Origin of the sequence: Bacillus sp. FSL W8-1127, from assembly GCF_038006725.1 — a bacterium.
GTDB classification, from domain to species: domain Bacteria; phylum Bacillota; class Bacilli; order Bacillales; family DSM-4216; genus Bacillus_O; species Bacillus_O smithii.
This window is the reverse complement of the sequence record NZ_JBBOVU010000001.1, coordinates 436,813-454,183: the sequence shown is the minus strand read 5'-3', so window position 1 is coordinate 454,183 and position 17,371 is coordinate 436,813. Positions and strand designations below refer to the sequence as shown.

The following is a 17,371-nucleotide window of genomic DNA, read 5'->3' as shown; positions in this document are numbered from 1 at the left end:
AAGAAAAAACATTAAAAAGGCTCCCGAAAACTATGTTATCGGGAGCCTTGATTTCCTGCAGTGAAAATCTTATTTTCCAACGAAATTTGGTTTTCTCTTCTCTACAAATGCCGCTACTCCTTCTTTAAAGTCTTCCGTTGTCCGAAGCAAACCATATGCTTTTCCTTCCAATTCAATACCTGCGCTAAGAGGCGTTTCATCTGCTGCATTCAGTACTTGCTTACATACTTTTAATGCAAGCGGCGAAAACTTTAACAGTTCCTCAACCAGTGCGTCCACTTCTTTTTCCAAATCTGCTTTCGGGACTACTTTCGTGATCAGTCCCCATTGATAACCCTCATCAGCCGGTATCCTTCTAGCTCTCATGATCATAAGCGACGTAATTTCTTCGCGTTCCAATAGTTCAAGGGCTTCTTTTTCATCAAAGTCAGTTAATACGACATATTTGCCATTTAAAAACATGATGGATAAAAGGGATCTCATTCCCATCGTATGATAAAGCGGCATTGTGCCTAACGTACTTTTTTCTAAAGCATCTTCCGCGATATAGCGGTTTTTGGCCGCAACGACCGCTACCGGCTCGCCAACATACCGCACTTTATCAATAGCCATTGGATAGTATTGAACTGGCGCTGTCACTCCGACACTGAATGGATTTAATAAAGGCTCAATATCCTTCCCAGTCACAACTCCTTTTACCCCCGGAATTTCCAGCGCTTCTGAATAATCGATAGAAACGATTTTAGCATGAGGGTAAGGACTTCTTAATATCGCCACATGAGCGGTATTAGGCGGCGTCCCGATATCATCGATGTATTTTCCCTGCCCTGTCAGCAGTCTGGCATCTTCTATACGAGTTACTTTTTTACCAATCAATTGACTCATTTTACCTTACCTCCTTCCGAAGAAGTTCCTCATAATCTTCCGGTGTATCAACATCCTCAGGATATGGTTTATCCAACCTAGCCAAACGAATCTGGTTGGCAAACTTCTTTAAGATGGATCTGGCCCCTTCATCCCCTGTTATATGGAAAAGATACGGAAACATCGAATGGTCAAACAGAACGGGATGCCCTCTTTTGGACTGATATTGCGCTTGAACAATAGGGGCTTCATTCGATACATAACATCGAATGACTTCATTAATATCGTCCGCTGTTACAAGCGGCTGATCACCGAGCAGCACGACGGCAGCATCCGTCGTAGAAGGCAGATTTGTCACCCCTGCTTTTAGCGATGTAGACATTCCTTTACCCGCCTCATCATTCAACACTAGTTTGTTTACAGACGAACTCCGTACTTCCTGTTGAAGCCCGGCTATGTCGGGATTCACGACGACAATGACGCCGTTTAAGCAGGAATTGGTGCTGGCATCCAAAACATGCCGGATCATGGATTTCCCTTTATATGGAAGAAGCAGCTTAGGTTTTCCCATCCTCTTTGAAAAACCTGAAGCTAAAATAATTCCCCAAATGTTTTTTCTCTTCTTCTGTAAAATCGGCAGACGCCTCCTTCACACAGATTGCCTCATATCCGCTAATTGCGATAGCTTCTGTCCGGAGCCACCTCTATATACGATCGTAATTTCGGCCAATATGCTCAATGCGATTTCTTCCGGTGTTTTGGCCCCGATGTCCAATCCTATCGGGCTGTGAAGGAGATGGACTTTGTCATTATTCACAAGGATGTCGCTGGCCGCAATCAATTGATCCGTCCTTTTTCTCGGTCCCAACAGTCCGATATAGGCAGCATCCGAATTTAAAATCTCTTCTAAAATTTCCTTATCGTGCAGGAAGTTATGTGTCATGATAACGACATAGGAGTTTTGGTGAAGAGAAACTTTTGGTACGCTTCCGGAAGGATATAAGCAAAGATCATCCGCATCCGGAAAATGATCTTTGCTGCAATAGGATGGGCGATAATCGAGTACGGTCACCTTCCATTTCAAATTTTTCGCCATCTTGACGAGTGGTATTGCATCAGGACCTGCACCGAAAACGATTAGATGAGGAGGTGGACTTACCGATTCATAGTACACGTATAAATTTTGTTCGCCGCCTAGGTGAACCAATTCATTTTTTAAATTTTTTTTCCTTTTCTTATAATCATCTGCAATATCTTGAACAGAAATCGTTGAACCTCTCTTGGTGTCAACAGCATCGATTATCCACGTTTTTCCTTGCAGTGATTCATCATTCGCTTCTACGACGGTAATGGCATGCAACGGTTTCTTTAAGGAATCTGAAAAATATCGTTCGATCAAGGCTGCCTTTTCAGGCTGCTTTGCAGGAAGATAGGGCTCTAATAAAATATTGATTTTTCCATTGCATCCAACGCCAAGCCCCCAGACAATATCTTCATCTCCGTAAAAATTATAATGAAGGACAGTCGGCTTCTCATTCTCAAGAACTTTGAAGGCGTGTTCCATAATGTCGGATTCAACACATCCCCCACTTAAAATCCCCGTTAAATGTCGATCTTCTGAAATGAAACATTTGGTGCCGGCCTTTTGATAAGTCGAACCCTCCGTTGAAATAATGGTTCCTATGACACCCGAGAGCCCTTTCTTTTTGCAGCGTTCTAATTCTTTTTGGATCGCAATCATGGATTCACCCCCTGTTCTTGAAAATAAAATTGATCCCGATATTCACTTGGCGTTTTCCCTACTAATTTTTTGAAAGTGGTAGCAAAATAGCTGGGATTCGAAAACCCTGTATTATTCGCTATCACCTCAATCGGTAAACAGGAAATTCTGAGCAAACTTTTGGCTTTCTCCACTCTAACAAATGATAGATACTCCACAAACGTCATGCCAACTTCTTCTTTAAACAATCGGCTGAAATAGGATGGGCTCAAATATACTTGATCTGCTACTTGTTTTAGTGTAAGAGAATAGCCATAATTCATCTGAATAAATTGAATCGCGCTTTCAATCGGGTTTTTTAAGTCTGAAGAAAAATGACTGTTCCCTTTGATCGTTTGATGAAGCTCTTGGTTAAGTCCCAGAGGCAAAACCCGTTCTAACGCTTGATACAAATCATTTTTGGAAAGCGGTTTCAATAAATAGGCTGAAAATCCGGAATTAATAGCCTCTTGTACAAGTTCAAACATTTTTAAATGCGACACGATAATAACGGGCAAATCTGAATATAATTGTAATGCCGATCTTCCAAATTTTAATCCATCCATATCGGGCAGCGAAATATCTAAAATTAACGTGCTCGGACGGCTTTGTTTTAAAAGAACTAACCCTCTTTGAGCTGTATTGGCCTCGAAAATGGTCAGAAAACGAAATTTACTTTTCTCGATGTACTTTCTAATTTCTTTTCTCGAATGTTTGTCGTTATCGACAATTAAGACTTCAGCCAATTATTACCCTCCCTGTTCATATGATAGTTAAAATGATCGTTCAATGGTTTTAAAATTTCACTTTCTTGCTTTTGAATTTTTATACTTTGGAATTTTCTGAATAATAATACGGGAAAATTAGGAATCTGCCATTCTTTCAATAAAAATCATATAAACACTTTCAAAATACAATCTCATTTAAGAAACTCCAAAAAATTCGAAGAAAGAACTGCAGCGGCCTTCCTTTAAAATAACGGAAAAAATTTTCGTCGAACGACTCAATCGTTCCGTGTTTAGCTCGTGAGCGGGGCTGTTCATCAATGAAGATTTCCAAATTCTAGCGGAGGGGTCGACTTCCATCAAAATGAGAGCGCTTGTTAAGCGGATCTTGCATGGATATTTCCATTTTACTAAGAAACCATTCTCTTTTAAAGTCAAAAAAAGCTGACTCTAAACCAACGCGATTCGTTCGTTTAGAGTCAGCCCCAACTGTGTTCTGTTTCCTTTCATCTACTCCGTCAGCTCAGACATCCGCTGAAGTCTGAGTATAAAGGATCCCAGATGAAAAACATTATTTCAGCCGTGAACGGAGATAGGCATCGATAAACATATCAATTTCTCCGTCCATTACCGCTTGTACATTTCCGGTTTCTGTATTGGTACGATGGTCTTTCACCATGGAGTACGGATGAAATACGTAGGAACGTATTTGGCTTCCCCAGCCAATTTCCTTTTGTTCGCCGCGGATTTCTGCCAATTCTTTTTCCTGCTCTTCCAATTTTTTTTGGTATAATTTCGCTTTCAACATGTTCATCGCCCGTTCGCGGTTTTGAATTTGCGAACGTTCTGATTGGCACGTCACAACAATACCAGTCGGCAAGTGGGTAATTCTGACCGCGGAATCGGTTGTGTTGACGTGTTGTCCGCCTGCACCGCTTGAGCGATAAGTGTCGATTTTCAAATCTTCATTGCGAATTTCAATTTCAACTTCCTCATTAAATTCCGGCATCACATCGCAAGAAACAAAAGAAGTGTGGCGCCGTCCGGATGAATCAAATGGAGAAATGCGTACAAGGCGGTGGACTCCTTTTTCAGCCTTTAAGTAGCCGTAAGCATTATGCCCCTTAATTAACAAGGTGACACTTTTAATGCCCGCTTCATCTCCAGGCAGATAATCGAGAGTCTCGACTTTATATCCCTTCTTTTCCGCCCATCTTGTATACATGCGAAGAAGCATGGAACCCCAGTCTTGCGACTCTGTTCCTCCAGCACCGGGATGCAGTTCCAGTATCGCATTATTTTTATCGTACGGTTCGCTTAACAACAGCTCCAATTCATAACGATTCAGCCGTTTTGTGAAGTCTTCCAGCTCTGATTCTAATTCTGCTTTCAATTCCGTATCGTTTTCTTCTTTTACAAGCTCATAGGTTAAATCCAGATTTTCTTGCGTCTCTAAAAGATCTTTATACTCGTTCACAAGATCTTTTAATCCATTGGCTTCATTGATGATGGCCTGGGCTTTTTGCTGGTCGTTCCAAAAATCAGGCTGCATCATAATGTCATCCAATTCCGCAATGCGCGCTTCTTTATTTTCTAAGTCAAAGAGACCCCCTAAAATCCGCTAATCTCTTAGCTGTTTTATCCAATTCATTTCGAATTTCAAAAAGTTCCATTCCTTCTCACCTCATCGTTTAATCTCGTAGCTATTTTGTATTTTACCTTCGCCCTAATTTACCGGGCAAGAGAGAACCCCTTCTCTTATCTCATCAGAAAAGAAAAGGGGGCAAAAGAATCACTGCCGGCCAAACGTTTATCCTGCCGTCTTACCATGGCAGTTTTTATATTTTTTGCCGCTTCCGCATGGACACGGGTCGTTGCGGCCGATATTGACTTTTTTGCGGAATGGCTGCCGCTTTACTTTTTCACCGTCTTCTTTCGGATTGACCGCTTGTCCTTTCGCCACTTCTTGGCGTTCCAAATTGCTGTGGATTTCCGCTTTCATAATATATTTTGCCGTTTCTTCCTCAATCGCTTCAATCATAAGCTCAAACATCTGATAACCTTCATTTTGATACTCGCGAAGCGGATCAATTTGCCCGTAAGCACGCAAATGGATGCCTTCCCTGAGCTGTTCCATAGCATCAATATGGTCAATCCATTTAGAGTCGACAGCGCGCAGAAGAATGACTTTTTCAAATTCGCGCATCTGTTCTTTCGACAAGCTTTCTTCTTTTTCATCGTAGCGTTTTTGCACTTTCGAAAAAATCAGATCCACCATCTCGTCCGGCTCTTTTCCGAGCAAGTCTTCTACTGTGACGTCTCCTTCCGGAAGAAGATTGGCATTGACATAATCGACGATTCCTTGCAAATTCCATTGTTCCTCGTCTTCTGCAGTAGAAGCATGGGATTGAACGACTCTTTCAAGAACGGAGTGAATCATATTCTCAATAATAGAACGTAAATTGTCCGATTCCAATACTTCATCGCGCTGTTTATAAATGATTTCCCGTTGTTGACGCAGGACATCATCGTACTCCAACAACCGCTTTCTGGCATCAAAGTTATTGCCTTCCACACGTTTTTGCGCAGATTCGACCGCTCTCGTGACCATTTTGCTTTGAATCGGCTGGGAATCGTCCATACCAAGACGCGACATCATATTTTTTAGATTATCTGAGCCGAAACGCCTCATTAACTCATCTTCCATCGATAAATAAAACTGGGTAACCCCCGGATCGCCTTGACGACCTGAACGTCCGCGGAGCTGATTGTCGATCCGGCGAGACTCATGGCGTTCTGTCCCGATCACGGCAAGTCCGCCTAATTCGCTTACCCCTTCGCCCAGCTTAATATCGGTTCCGCGTCCGGCCATGTTCGTTGCGATGGTGACAGCCCCTTTTTCACCCGCATGGGCAATGATTTCCGCTTCACGCTGATGGTTTTTGGCGTTCAATACGTTGTGGCGGACACCTTTTTTTGTCAGCATCTTCGACAACAATTCAGATGTTTCAATGGCCACTGTCCCTACAAGCACAGGCTGCCCTGTCATATGGCGCTGATAAATATCTTCCACTACTGCGCGAAATTTTCCTTCCATCGTTGCGTAAATCAAATCAGGGCGATCTTCACGGATGACAGGCTTATTCGTAGGAATGACAATGACTCTCATATTGTATATATTTCGGAATTCTTCTTCCTCCGTTTTTGCTGTTCCTGTCATCCCTGCCAATTTCGCGTACATCCGGAAATAGTTTTGGAATGTGATCGTAGCCAACGTCATGCTTTCGTTTTGAATTTTTAATCCTTCTTTTGCCTCGATGGCTTGATGGAGCCCATCGCTGTAGCGGCGTCCTTTCATCAAACGCCCTGTAAATTGGTCGACAATGACGATTTCGCCGTCTTGAACGACGTAATCGACGTCACGGTGCATGCTTACATGAGCTTTCAAAGCTTGGCTGATATGGTGGTTTAGCGTGACGTGTTTTAAATCAAACAAGTTATCGATTCCAAAGTATTTTTCCGCTTTGTTGATGCCTTCTTCTGTCAGCAGCACGGCTTTTGTTTTTTCATCGTACGTATAATCTTCATCGCGTTTTAAAGTTTTGACAAACGCATTAGCTTGGATATAAAGCTGAGTGGATTTTTCCGCTTGTCCGGAAATGATTAACGGAGTGCGGGCTTCATCGATCAAAATCGAGTCTACTTCATCGATGACAGCGTAGTAAAGAGGGCGCTGAACTTTATCTTCTTTATACAAAACCATGTTATCTCGCAAATAATCAAATCCAAATTCGTTGTTCGTTCCGTACGTGATATCTGCTTGGTAGGCTTCTTTTTTTTCCTCTTTTGACATGCTGTTTAAGTTAAGCCCTACGGTCAGTCCAAGAAATTCATAAAGCTTGCCCATTTCCGTGGCGTCGCGGGAAGCCAAATATTCGTTTACCGTCACTACGTGAACGCCTTTTCCGGCGAGAGCATTTAAATAAACCGGCATAGTGGCGGTCAACGTTTTTCCTTCCCCTGTTTTCATTTCCGCAATATTGCCTTCGTGAAGGGCAATGCCACCCATGAGCTGCACTTTGTAAGGATACAGGCCGAGAACTCGGCGTGCTCCTTCCCGTACAACGGCAAAAGCCTCTATTAATAAGTCATCTAACGATTCTCCGTTTTGATGACGCTGTTTAAATTCTTCTGTTTTGGCACGAAGTTGATCGTCAGAGAGCTTTTCCATTTCAGAACTAAGTGCGTCAATTTGGTCAGCCATCTTTTTCAGACGTTTGACCTCTCGCTTGTTGGCATCAAACAGTTTATTTAGTAATCCCATTCATTGTACTCTCCTTTATTAGCTTTCAAAACTCTCTTCTGACTAAAATATGTGGTCAACACTTGGAAAGGAAGAAATTGAACAAAATTGTTTAGCATGTAATAGACCACTTATAAACACAGATCATTGCACTTTTTCACTATTTTATAATACCACTGTCGCTATACAGAGACAACTTTTGTAAACGGCGTCCGATATGGTGGAAATAAACCTTCTTTGTGTGAATGATGAGAACATTGCCGATGATTTTTCCAAAAACAAAGAGCCGGACTTCCTCCGAAAGCACAATGTCTATCGACGATGTACTTTAACTTTAACAAATCGGAGCAGCCCGGCCCTATCATCAGCCTCTTATGATCAATTGTTAATTCGTTTCAATTAAACCGTATTTGCCGTCTTTTCGACGGTATACAATATTGGTTGCATTTGTTTCAGCATCTGTATAAATAAAGAAGTTATGACCAAGCAGATTCATTTGTAAAATCGCTTCCTCACTGTCCATCGGCTTTAAGCTAAATTGTTTTGTCCGGACAATAGTAATGTCGTTTTCTTCTTCAGCATTTGACTGTCCGCTTTCATTGACAGTGAAAAGCTCTTTTGTACTGCCTTGTTCTCTCAGTTTTCGATTAACTTTCGTCTTATGTTTACGAATCTGACGTTCAAGCTTGTCGACAATTAAATCGATTGCTGCATACATATCTTGATTGCGTTCTTCTGCCCTGAGCACAAGATTTGGAAGAGGAATGGTAACCTCCACCTTCGCCATTTTATCTGGATAAACTTTCAAATTTACATGGACGTTTGCATCAGGAGTTTCATTAAAATAGCGTTCTAATCTTCCGATTTTTTTTTCGGCATATTCACGGATTGCCGGCGTTACTTCAATATTTTCGCCTCGAATGTTGTAGTTCATCATGCAAACTCCTCCTTTTATGCAAGAAGCTAAAAGCTATATGTATATATTTCGTTTTCTCCCCTTTCATTCCTGCCTAATCTTCGAAAAAACTGTGTCTATTTTTTGTCGAATAATTCACATTTATTGTTCTAATTCCTTCTACAGATTATGCAGTTCTCTTTCTTTTCGACAAGGAGTAGAACTTCACTTTCGATCATGAAAGAAGAAGCCTACCAGCAGGCAAGCTTCTTTTAATGGACTATATACGGTTTGAAAGTGTTTTGAATTTCACGAAGCCAACGGACAAAAGCAGGGTACAATACATATTCCAAAATCCGTTCTTGTTCGGACAAAACGTTCTCATTTTTTAAAAAGTCTTTCATATGATCTTCCAAAATTTGAAAACTGACAACGGCCTCCAGAGCTTTTTGATCTTCTTTTAAAAACTCAGAAACGGTTAAATGGGCAAAATGAATTTCATGAAAAGCATGAATCACGTCTTTCAGTATTTTTTGAACGGAGTTGGAGTTTTGTCCTTGAAGAAAATGGGAAACAATCCAAACCAACCCCTCATCAATCGTTTCCAAAAGCTGAAGATAGTCTCGCAGCAACTGAAATTGATTTTCTGTCAAATTCACTTTTGGCAATCTTTCCACCTATTTTCTTCTATCATAAAACACGCCATCCGTCTGCAAAGACGCATACGGATTCAAGTACTTTCTCATGTTTTGCTTCTTGTTGTGAATTCCATGAATGCTTTGTTTAATCTCTGCTTGAATTCCCTTTAATGCTTGTTGAATCACATCATTCCATTTCATGATGGTTTGGCCAAGTTTCTCTTCCTCTGCAGTAAATGGCGGCTTAAGGCTTTTTAAGACCTGCTCCCGCTCATCGAGCAAATCAAGCAATCTCTTAATCCATTCATCTCGATCTGCCACTGCCGGCTTTGCTTGAACGTGGTGAAACAATTGCTGCGTAATGTGAAAACAGGTCCGCATGTCTCCCATTACACTCGACCGCCTGTCCCATACTGCTGTTTCCGTTGTTCTTGAATCGCCTGCTTCCACGTATCACGCAGTTCCGTAATGAATTCCATCACCTCATCTAAAATCTCGAGATCATTTTTCACATTTGCTTCAATGAGACGGCGATTCATATAGTCATATACAGCCATTAAATTTTTGGACAGCTCTACATCCATATTTAAAGTGACCATCAATTCACGAATGATATTTTGCGCTTTTTGAATATAGGTATTTTTCTTCTCAAAATTTTTGTCTTCGATAGCTTTCTTTGCCTGAAGCAAAAATTTCAGACAGCCATTATAAAGCATTAACGTCAACTCGCCAGGCGATGCAGTAGAAACAGCGTTTTTTTCGTATGCTTGGTATGGATTATTGATTGCCATGTCCGTATCTCTCCTTTAGTAAGCTGTTAGTTTCCATCCATAGTCCGTTCTGAAATGACCGTTAAGGGACCGGAAAACCTGTTTATCAACGTGGAAATATTTTCGCCATTTTTCTTAATTAATTACCGCCGGAAAGCATTTGTGTTAAATATAAAGATTGCTGATTAGCTTGTTGAATCGCTTGTTCCATTGCAGTGAATTGATTATAATAGCGATTTTCTAAGTCATCCAAGCTGTTTTGCATATCTGTTACACGTTTATCAATATCATCCAATTGACGGCCAATCGAAAACTGCTGATTCGTCGAATACGAATTTCCGGCTTTATCCTTTAATTGACTCATTGCATTATTGACCGTATCATACAGCTGCTGAATAATGCCTCCATCCCCGCGGAAAAGATTTTCAACCGACGTCGGATCATCTTGGATCGCTTGTTTTAACTTCGCGTCGTCGATGATTAATTTTCCGCCGTCTAAAAAGTTGCTCGAAGTGGTAATGCCGATTTTGGCAATTTGGTTATAGTTTGCGGAAACGGAATCATTTTGGACCGTACTGTAAAAATTGGTGCGCATCTTGCTTAAAAGGCCCGTTAAAATCGGATCATTGCGCAAAAGACCGCTTTTTGCCTTTTCTTCCCATTGTTCCTGCTGCTTGTCCGTTAATTGCTCGCGCTGGTCATCAGTCAAAGGCGGGTAATCGCGATAACGTTCTTCCGACGTTTTCTTGCTAATCTTGTCGATCAAGTCATTATATTTATCTATAAAGTTTTTTATATTCTGATACACGGTATCACTGTCATTAGTCACGGACACGGTAACCGGACTATCAAATGTTTGTTTAAGAGTAAAGTTGACTCCATTGACAGTAAAAGTATTGGACGTCCGCTCCGTTTCTAAGCCGTTTAAAGTGAACTTCGCGTTTTTTCCTTCTTGAACGTTCACATAACTATTACTGCCACTGTCCGCTCCATTTGTTTCTAAACTAATTGCTTTGGCAAAATCTCCGGTGATTTGAAGATCCAATCCGGCGCTGTTAAAATCTCCCGTTTCCGTACGTACAACGGACATTTTCCCCGAAAAAGAATCATAGAACATGTTGACACCGACGCCGGAAGAATTCACTTTACTGATGACAGTATTCAGTGAATCGCTCCCTTGAACGAGGAAGTTTTGCTTTACTTCCCCTTTGGATGTCCAAGAATCTATCGAAAAGCTGCTGTATTGTTGAGTAAAGGTTACATCTAATTTTGTATCTTTTGCCAGCGGGTTATTAAACGTGATTTTGCCCGTTGTATAATCAATATTTCCAATAACCGCATTAGTGCTGTCCAATATAGAACCATCAGAATTGACTGTATAGGCTGTTACATTATTATTTGTATCAGTCGTGGTGATAGAAACGTTTCCCACCAGAGTTCTTGAAAGCTGATAAGTCGTAGTACTGCCGTCACTTGTAAAGGATTCCGTTCTATTTGGTGCAATATAATCTACTTTGACAGTATCTCCAGTTACTAATGGTGTTCCAAATTTTAGCGTACCATCTGCAGCAACTTGAACTTCATTTGTACCAGGAGCAGGATCACTTGCTACAATTTTATACGTTTTTCCATTTACCTTAACGCTCCATTGATCGACTGTACTTAGGTAGATATTAGTTAACGAAATTGTTTGATTATCTGAAGTAACATTAAATGTTTGCGTTTCAACAACTCCTGTTTTCCAGTTCGGATTGGTAACAAACGATTGTGTTTGCAGACTTTTAGTCGGATCAAAATTAGCTGCATCATTTGTAATACTATTTTTCGCCGCAATCGTTTCCGCACTGGCCAATTGTGTCACGTTGGAAATGCTGTAAGAGGTGAGTCCCGCAGCACTGGAAGCAGTCGCTGTCACTTTTGAATCGTCTGATGATGCTACTTGACGGGCACGATAATTCGTCGTCAGCTTCATTTGTGTGAGGAGACTTCTGAAATCAAGAAGGGCAGAATTCATATCACGGTAATCATCTCTCTGCCATTCGAGAATTTGTTTTTGCTGCTTTAACTTATCTAACGGCACTTTTGCCGCTGTCATCAACTGTTTCACCATGGAATCAATGTCCATGCCGCTGGCGAGTCCTGTGATTCTCGTTACCATATTTTTCACTCCCCTAAATTTTCTTATCTACTAATATACCTAAATAATTGGCCATTGCTGCATAAATATCCAACAATTTCTTTGGCGGGATTTCTTTCACCACTTCGTTCGTTTCATCGTTCACAATCTTCACATAATATTCTTTCAATTGATCATGAAACACAAATTTCAAATGCGTGTTGGATGATTTTAAAAAATGATTCATGCTCTCGACAATCTCATGAACTTGCTCTTTTGAGTGACTTAGTTGAGGGAAAGCTGGCTGTTGAGTCATCGTTGTTTGATCTTCAGCTGTCCGTTTCAGTACGTCTTGCTGCAACGTCACTGCCTGATAAATCAATTCCGAATTGGCTACTTTCTCAACCATTTTCCGAACCACTCCCCTCTGATAACTCCACATCCTATTCTTTTTATCGTCAGCGGCTGGCTTTTTTTTATCTTTCTCTCTTAAAATTCATAATTCATGCTTAAGGTAAATAATTTTGGACGAATCACCATGTCTGATATTTTTTAATTTAAGAGTCCCAAGATGAGAAAATGATGTTCTGTTCATTAAACTCTTACCTAAAATAAGTTGTTTGCCTAAAACAATATTAGAACAAACGCATAATTTAAAGTGAGCTGTTAAGCTAAGTAAAATGAGGAGGAATGAAAATGCACCCTGATGTGACAAGTGACGAAAGAATAATTGGAAGACCATTTGGGTTTGGGTTCGGAAGACCTTTCGGATTTGGGAGGCCATTCGGGTTTGGGTTTGGAAGACCATTTTTCGGTGGATTTTTAGGAGGTTTGACTTCAGCAGCTTTACTTTCTCCTTTCTTATACGGTCCAGGCTTTGGTTATGGGTACCCCTACGGATACGGAGGATACGGAGGATTCGGTTACCCGTTTGGGGGCGGCTTTGGCTGGTAATCACAGACATTGTATAAAAAAGGCCATCGGCTTCTCGACTTTTTAGAATCGCGAAGCCTTGGCTCTTTTTATTTATGAAACCATATCTTTTAAAAGAATCATAATCATACTGGAATTTTGCCCTCTCAAAAACAAAACAGTACAGATTGAGATCTCTAAAAAAGACCTATATCCGCTGTCTAACAGCGTACAGTTTTTCTGATAATAATTCTAATTCTTGCTTGACCCGCAATATCTCTGTAAACCTGCGAGGTAAACGATGAAACCCCGCTTCCAGCCCTTTCAGTCCACCGGCAATGGAAGCAATGGTATCGCTGTCCCCGCCCCTGTTAGCCGCTTCGATCACTACTTCTTCAAACGTATGGCAATTCCAAAGCCAATGCAATACCCATATCAACGTATGGACAACATAGCCATCAGGAGGACAATCCGGCTCTTTACGAAAGCAAACAGAAGAATAGGATGTATTCATTATTTCTTCTTTCAGGGACGTTTTAAGATTTTCTCCCTTTAACAAACGAAACGCTATTCTGTTATAGATCAAGCAAGCTTCTGCCGCTTCATCGGCGTAATGGGTCATCTTTGACTGCAGAAAGGTAATCTTCTCCATCATCTCTTGATCGGAATAAGCAAGCGCCACCGGGAGGCATCTCATTAAAGATCCGTTGCCGCTGCTTTTTCCTTGCTGCGCACAATGAACGTGAAACGCCGTTTGAAACCAATCCCCCTGATACTGAGAAAGAACAAGGCTTATCGTTCGGCCAACTCCCCGTGGATTCCGACGATACCATTTTAAAAACTCCTCTCCAATAGCCGGAATCGGGTTTTCCGGACTTTGGGTGATTCCGTTGGCAACGGCAATCATCATGTCCGTATCATCCGTTACCTCCCCCGGATCTAGTGTCAGCCAGCCGCCTCCGATAATCGTTTTGATTTTCCCGTACTTTTCTTGAATTTCTTCTTTATTCATACATTCGGTAGTCGCTCCGAGCGCATCGCCGACTGCCGCTCCAAACAATCCTCCTCGAATTTGGTCAAGCACTGTTAATCCCCCCATGCAACATGCCATCTATCCAATAAAATTCCCTTTATTTTTAAGTAGGTAAAACGCCTATTTCTTTTGTTTGCAAGATAATCGCCCAGCATTTCTATCCGCATTTGCATATGATTGATTGAGCTTACAAAATTATAACAAAATTCTAAGGAGGAAAAGGTATGTCTTTTATCAACAATGAAATGAATGGTTACTTGGCCGAAAATCCTTATGAGGAAGAACGAGTAGATCCCTATGGCGGCTATCCCGGAGTAGGGTATCCTTATGGTCATGGATACGGACACGGCGGATATTATCCTGGACATGGTCACTATGGACATTACGGATACCCTCACGGATATGGACATCATTACCCTTATCATCATTATCATCCGCACCATCATTACGGAGGCGGATGGTACGGCGGACATGGCGGATATGGAGGATATGGAGGACATGGCGGAGGCGGATGGTAGCAGTAGAATGAAAGATTTCAACCAAAACGTTTCAACCGTCGTTTAATAATTGGATGGCATCCATTTTGCGCGATCAGGTCGTCGAGTAACCCTCGAAAGCCTGATCCGCTATCTTACTCCTTTTATTAAGAGAAACAAGGTTAAAAACGGATCGAGAGACTATCTTTTGCTTCAAAAAACGTGATAACGGCAATCCAAATTTGCCCATGAACCGTCTACTTTTAAATGTGAATCATTACATATTTCTACCCATAAGACTGTGAAGATGCTCCCATTTATAGCGAAACGGTTGGTTTTGTTTTAAGTTAAAGAGTCTTTTGAAGAAAAACAAATTCGTTTCTGCGTCAAAACACTCGGGTTTATAGCCAATAAATGTATTTCCGTTTTTGCAAAGGTGCTGCCATCACAAATCTGCTTTTGCCGCTCTGGAAAAACCAGAAAAGCATCAAAGAAAAATACACTATTTTGATTTATTCGTTTTTCGGCGGGGTAATGATGGAAAATAGATCGGCAATTCCTCGCGAAGCTTTGGCGTTTTCCGCTTGAATTTCCAAATAGACTTCTTTTCTGTGGATATCGACATGTTTCGGCGCTTGGATTCCGATTTTCACTTGATCTCCTTTGACGGCCAAGACCGTGATTTCTATATCATCACCAATTTGGATCGTCTCGCCCTTTTTTCTTGTCAGTACCAGCATCTTGATTCAACCTCTCTGGAGCGCAAATAGGGGGGTTCGCACATTGTATTTTCCGTCATTTAAAATGACTTGTTTTCCCTTTCGGTTCGTCTTATTCAAAATAAGAGGAGCTTGAAGATTAGCCGTCGTGTTTTGAAACGGCTCTTTCACCGTTAAAATGACCAGCACCAGGACTTCTTCTTTCTTTTTGAGATCCAATTGATCCAACGTCAAATCATCAAGTACAAATTGATAATCGCTAAAAAAGACAAATGGATCGGAAACTACAAACGCTAGCTCAGGCGTTTGAACCGATTGAAGAATCCAATATACTTCATTGTCTGGAAGCGGCAGCAAGACGAATTCCTTTTCCTCCAAAAAGCCCGGAATTCCTTTGTCAAATCGCCAAATATCGGCTTTTTGCACTTCCATTTTGCCATGATACTTCGTTTCAATAATCATTGCCCTCTTCCTTTATACTAAATTTCTTGTTCGTAGTGGATTCCTTTGTATTTTAAATGGACAAAATCAATTTTCAGTGCCGGATACTGGGCCATCTGGATGGAAACATTTCCAGGTCGATAATCTATGATCGTTTTTTGCGCTTTTGTATGATTTTCTGCCTTATGCAAATCCCAATCGATTTTTAATCGATCGGGTTCATAATGAAGTTTTACACTGAAATAAGGCGGAATAAAACCGATGTTAAATTGGTGCTCAGGGGGCTCACTGTTGCGCTTCGCTTGTTCGGCCAGCGGATTGCCTTTATGTTCAATTTCCATCAGTTCACGTCCATCTTCCGCACGTCTTGCAATCCCTTCAAGCCAGTCCTGGTACCCGATTTCGGCAGCTTCTTCTATTCGTTTGGAAATGGGCTTCAAATCCATCGATTCCCATGCTTTCGTTTGATCAATGGTTAAACCGCCTCTTATCCGTTCAATGTGAAGTTCAGCTTTCGCCTGCTTCAGATCCAGCTGGGCAGGAGGCTGTTCAATCGTTTGTTTAGGAGGAGTCGTGGCAATGGAAATTTGTGCTTTTTGCGACTGAATTCGAATTTGCGGAAATTCCACTTCATTTCACCTCGTGATGAACCCGTTAGGCTTTTTCAAAGGGGTGATCCTCTCGCCGTTCTTCCTGCCTCTTGTAAAAAGAAGAACCGGATTAGCAATTTAACGCTTTGCAAATCTATATCCAAGCATCTTATGGATGATAGTTGATCAAATTCTTTACAAAAAAGGTCCAACTCGAACAGGAGTCAGACCCATCGCCCAGCCGTTTACGTCAAAAAGTCCATTAAAGTTGGCTGAAGAACTCTAGCACCTACAGCTAATGCCGCGCGGTGAACGCTTTCCTGAGCCGTTAAATCCGTAATGGCTTTCTCGTAGTCCACATCCTCATTGTCTGAAAGAACTTTTGTGGCAATGACCTCTTGGTTATCTACACGCGATTCCATCATTTCGAGTCGGTTTTGCCGAGCCCCGAGGTCCGCACGGGCATTATTGATCGCATCAATATGTTGGTCGATTTGATCCAAATAACTAGCAGGGTTCTTTCCTTGATCCAAATCATCAGTAAGCGCCTTTAAATCCGAAAACAACTGTTTCCCAAATACTTTTTCTCCCGGTACGTTTACCGGCAAATAAATCCCTTTCGAAAGTTCGATTTCAACCGGCTCGGTCGGCTGGGACTCACTCGGATAATTTCCATTCTGCAGATCTACCGGCTTTTTGGTCGTATTCGCCCCGTTAAACAAATATTTATCTCCAAATTTCGTATTTGCAACCTCCGCCAAATGGTCGCGAAGTTGTTTAATTTCCGCTGAAATGGCCTGTCTTTGAGAAGCATCATACGTATCATTGCTGGCTTCAACTACAAGTTCGCGGATTCTTTGCAAGGCTTGTCCCGCATTGTCTAAAGCCGCATCCGAGTTTTCTATCCAATTGTACGCTTCGGAAAAATTCCGTTTATATTGCTGCACTTCTGAAAGGTCCGCGCGATAAGAAATCCCTTTCATGACCACCACCGGGTCATCGGACGGACGATTGACCTTTTTACCTGTGGAAATTTGATCCTGATATTTCGACAGCCGCTCATAGCTGGAGCTTAGATTGCGAAGCATATTATTGGAAAGCATAGACTGAGTTACACGCATATTTTTTCA

The 17,371-nt window shown here is 41.5% G+C and carries 19 protein-coding genes; 2 read left to right on the top strand and 17 right to left on the bottom strand.

All coding sequences use genetic code 11. The features are described from left to right. Positions 1-69: 69 nt before the first annotated feature. The 12 genes from NST12_RS02180 to flaG all read right to left on the bottom strand — a co-directional run bounded on the left by NST12_RS02180 (position 70) and on the right by flaG (position 12,479). The gene (locus NST12_RS02180; RefSeq protein WP_053083210.1) at positions 70-885 is read right to left on the bottom strand and encodes an enoyl-CoA hydratase/isomerase family protein; all 816 of its coding nucleotides are present in this window, start codon (positions 883-885) and stop codon (positions 70-72) included. A gap of 1 nt (position 886) precedes the next feature. Further along, on the bottom strand, positions 887-1,462 hold the full coding sequence (locus NST12_RS02175) for a nucleotidyltransferase family protein (RefSeq protein ID WP_341030467.1): 576 nt from the start codon (positions 1,460-1,462) through the stop codon (positions 887-889). 51 nt (positions 1,463-1,513) lie between these two features. Then, positions 1,514-2,605, bottom strand: coding sequence for an XdhC family protein (locus NST12_RS02170; protein ID WP_341028110.1), 1,092 nt, complete (start codon positions 2,603-2,605; stop codon positions 1,514-1,516). Next, complete coding sequence (locus tag NST12_RS02165) at positions 2,602-3,369, bottom strand: helix-turn-helix transcriptional regulator (protein WP_048622571.1); 768 nt, start codon at positions 3,367-3,369, stop codon at positions 2,602-2,604. The genes NST12_RS02170 and NST12_RS02165 overlap by 4 nt, the downstream gene beginning before the upstream one ends. A 550-nt stretch (positions 3,370-3,919) precedes the next feature. Next, positions 3,920-5,021, bottom strand: a protein-coding gene (gene prfB, locus NST12_RS02160; RefSeq protein ID WP_327823883.1) for a peptide chain release factor 2 whose coding sequence is annotated in 2 segments (ribosomal slippage) — positions 3,920-4,948 and positions 4,950-5,021 — 1,101 coding nt in all. Because the reading frame shifts where the segments join, the coding sequence is not laid out codon by codon here. 137 nt (positions 5,022-5,158) lie between these two features. Further along, a complete protein-coding gene (gene secA / locus NST12_RS02155) occupies positions 5,159-7,672 on the bottom strand; it encodes a preprotein translocase subunit SecA (protein WP_048622569.1) in 2,514 nt (837 codons plus the stop codon). Between the two features lie 364 nt (positions 7,673-8,036). Then, positions 8,037-8,588, bottom strand: coding sequence for a ribosome hibernation-promoting factor, HPF/YfiA family (hpf, locus tag NST12_RS02150; RefSeq protein WP_040341426.1), 552 nt, complete (start codon positions 8,586-8,588; stop codon positions 8,037-8,039). 230 nt (positions 8,589-8,818) lie between these two features. Beyond that, positions 8,819-9,214, bottom strand: coding sequence for a hypothetical protein (locus NST12_RS02145; RefSeq protein ID WP_341028107.1), 396 nt, complete (start codon positions 9,212-9,214; stop codon positions 8,819-8,821). Positions 9,215-9,223: 9 nt separating this feature from the next. Beyond that, positions 9,224-9,574: a hypothetical protein gene (locus NST12_RS02140; protein ID WP_340396736.1), complete on the bottom strand. Its 351-nt coding sequence runs from the start codon at positions 9,572-9,574 to the stop codon at positions 9,224-9,226. Continuing rightward, positions 9,574-9,975: a flagellar export chaperone FliS gene (gene fliS, locus NST12_RS02135; protein ID WP_048622566.1), complete on the bottom strand. Its 402-nt coding sequence runs from the start codon at positions 9,973-9,975 to the stop codon at positions 9,574-9,576. The genes NST12_RS02140 and fliS overlap by 1 nt, the downstream gene beginning before the upstream one ends. Before the next feature lie 118 nt (positions 9,976-10,093). Then, positions 10,094-12,112 (bottom strand): flagellar filament capping protein FliD, encoded by a 2,019-nt coding sequence (gene fliD, locus NST12_RS02130; protein ID WP_341100121.1) that lies wholly within the window; start codon positions 12,110-12,112, stop codon positions 10,094-10,096. 13 nt (positions 12,113-12,125) lie between these two features. Next, a complete protein-coding gene (gene flaG / locus NST12_RS02125; protein WP_004439705.1) occupies positions 12,126-12,479 on the bottom strand; it encodes a flagellar protein FlaG in 354 nt (117 codons plus the stop codon). Positions 12,480-12,766: 287 nt separating this feature from the next. Between flaG and NST12_RS02120 the strand changes: the two genes are divergently transcribed. Beyond that, positions 12,767-13,024: a hypothetical protein gene (locus NST12_RS02120; RefSeq protein ID WP_176572999.1), complete on the top strand. Its 258-nt coding sequence runs from the start codon at positions 12,767-12,769 to the stop codon at positions 13,022-13,024. 166 nt (positions 13,025-13,190) lie between these two features. Here the strand turns inward: NST12_RS02120 and NST12_RS02115 are convergent, their stop codons facing one another. Next, a complete protein-coding gene (locus NST12_RS02115) occupies positions 13,191-14,081 on the bottom strand; it encodes an ADP-ribosylglycohydrolase family protein (protein ID WP_048622563.1) in 891 nt (296 codons plus the stop codon). Positions 14,082-14,239: 158 nt separating this feature from the next. Here NST12_RS02115 and NST12_RS02110 point away from each other — a divergent pair, with 158 nt between their 5' ends. After that, positions 14,240-14,533, top strand: a complete 294-nt coding sequence (locus NST12_RS02110) for a hypothetical protein (protein ID WP_327798020.1) — start codon at positions 14,240-14,242, stop codon at positions 14,531-14,533. A gap of 470 nt (positions 14,534-15,003) precedes the next feature. On the opposite strand, the gene csrA is transcribed toward NST12_RS02110, so the two are convergent. From csrA to flgL, 4 genes are all read right to left on the bottom strand, one after another. Next, positions 15,004-15,231, bottom strand: coding sequence for a carbon storage regulator CsrA (csrA, locus tag NST12_RS02105; RefSeq protein ID WP_048622562.1), 228 nt, complete (start codon positions 15,229-15,231; stop codon positions 15,004-15,006). A 6-nt stretch (positions 15,232-15,237) separates the two neighbouring features. After that, positions 15,238-15,672, bottom strand: coding sequence for a flagellar assembly protein FliW (fliW, locus tag NST12_RS02100; RefSeq protein WP_048622561.1), 435 nt, complete (start codon positions 15,670-15,672; stop codon positions 15,238-15,240). A 17-nt stretch (positions 15,673-15,689) separates the two neighbouring features. After that, positions 15,690-16,280 (bottom strand): DUF6470 family protein, encoded by a 591-nt coding sequence (locus NST12_RS02095; protein ID WP_341100120.1) that lies wholly within the window; start codon positions 16,278-16,280, stop codon positions 15,690-15,692. Positions 16,281-16,486: 206 nt separating this feature from the next. Next, positions 16,487-17,362 (bottom strand): flagellar hook-associated protein FlgL, encoded by an 876-nt coding sequence (flgL, locus tag NST12_RS02090; protein ID WP_341100119.1) that lies wholly within the window; start codon positions 17,360-17,362, stop codon positions 16,487-16,489. Positions 17,363-17,371 lie beyond the last annotated feature (9 nt).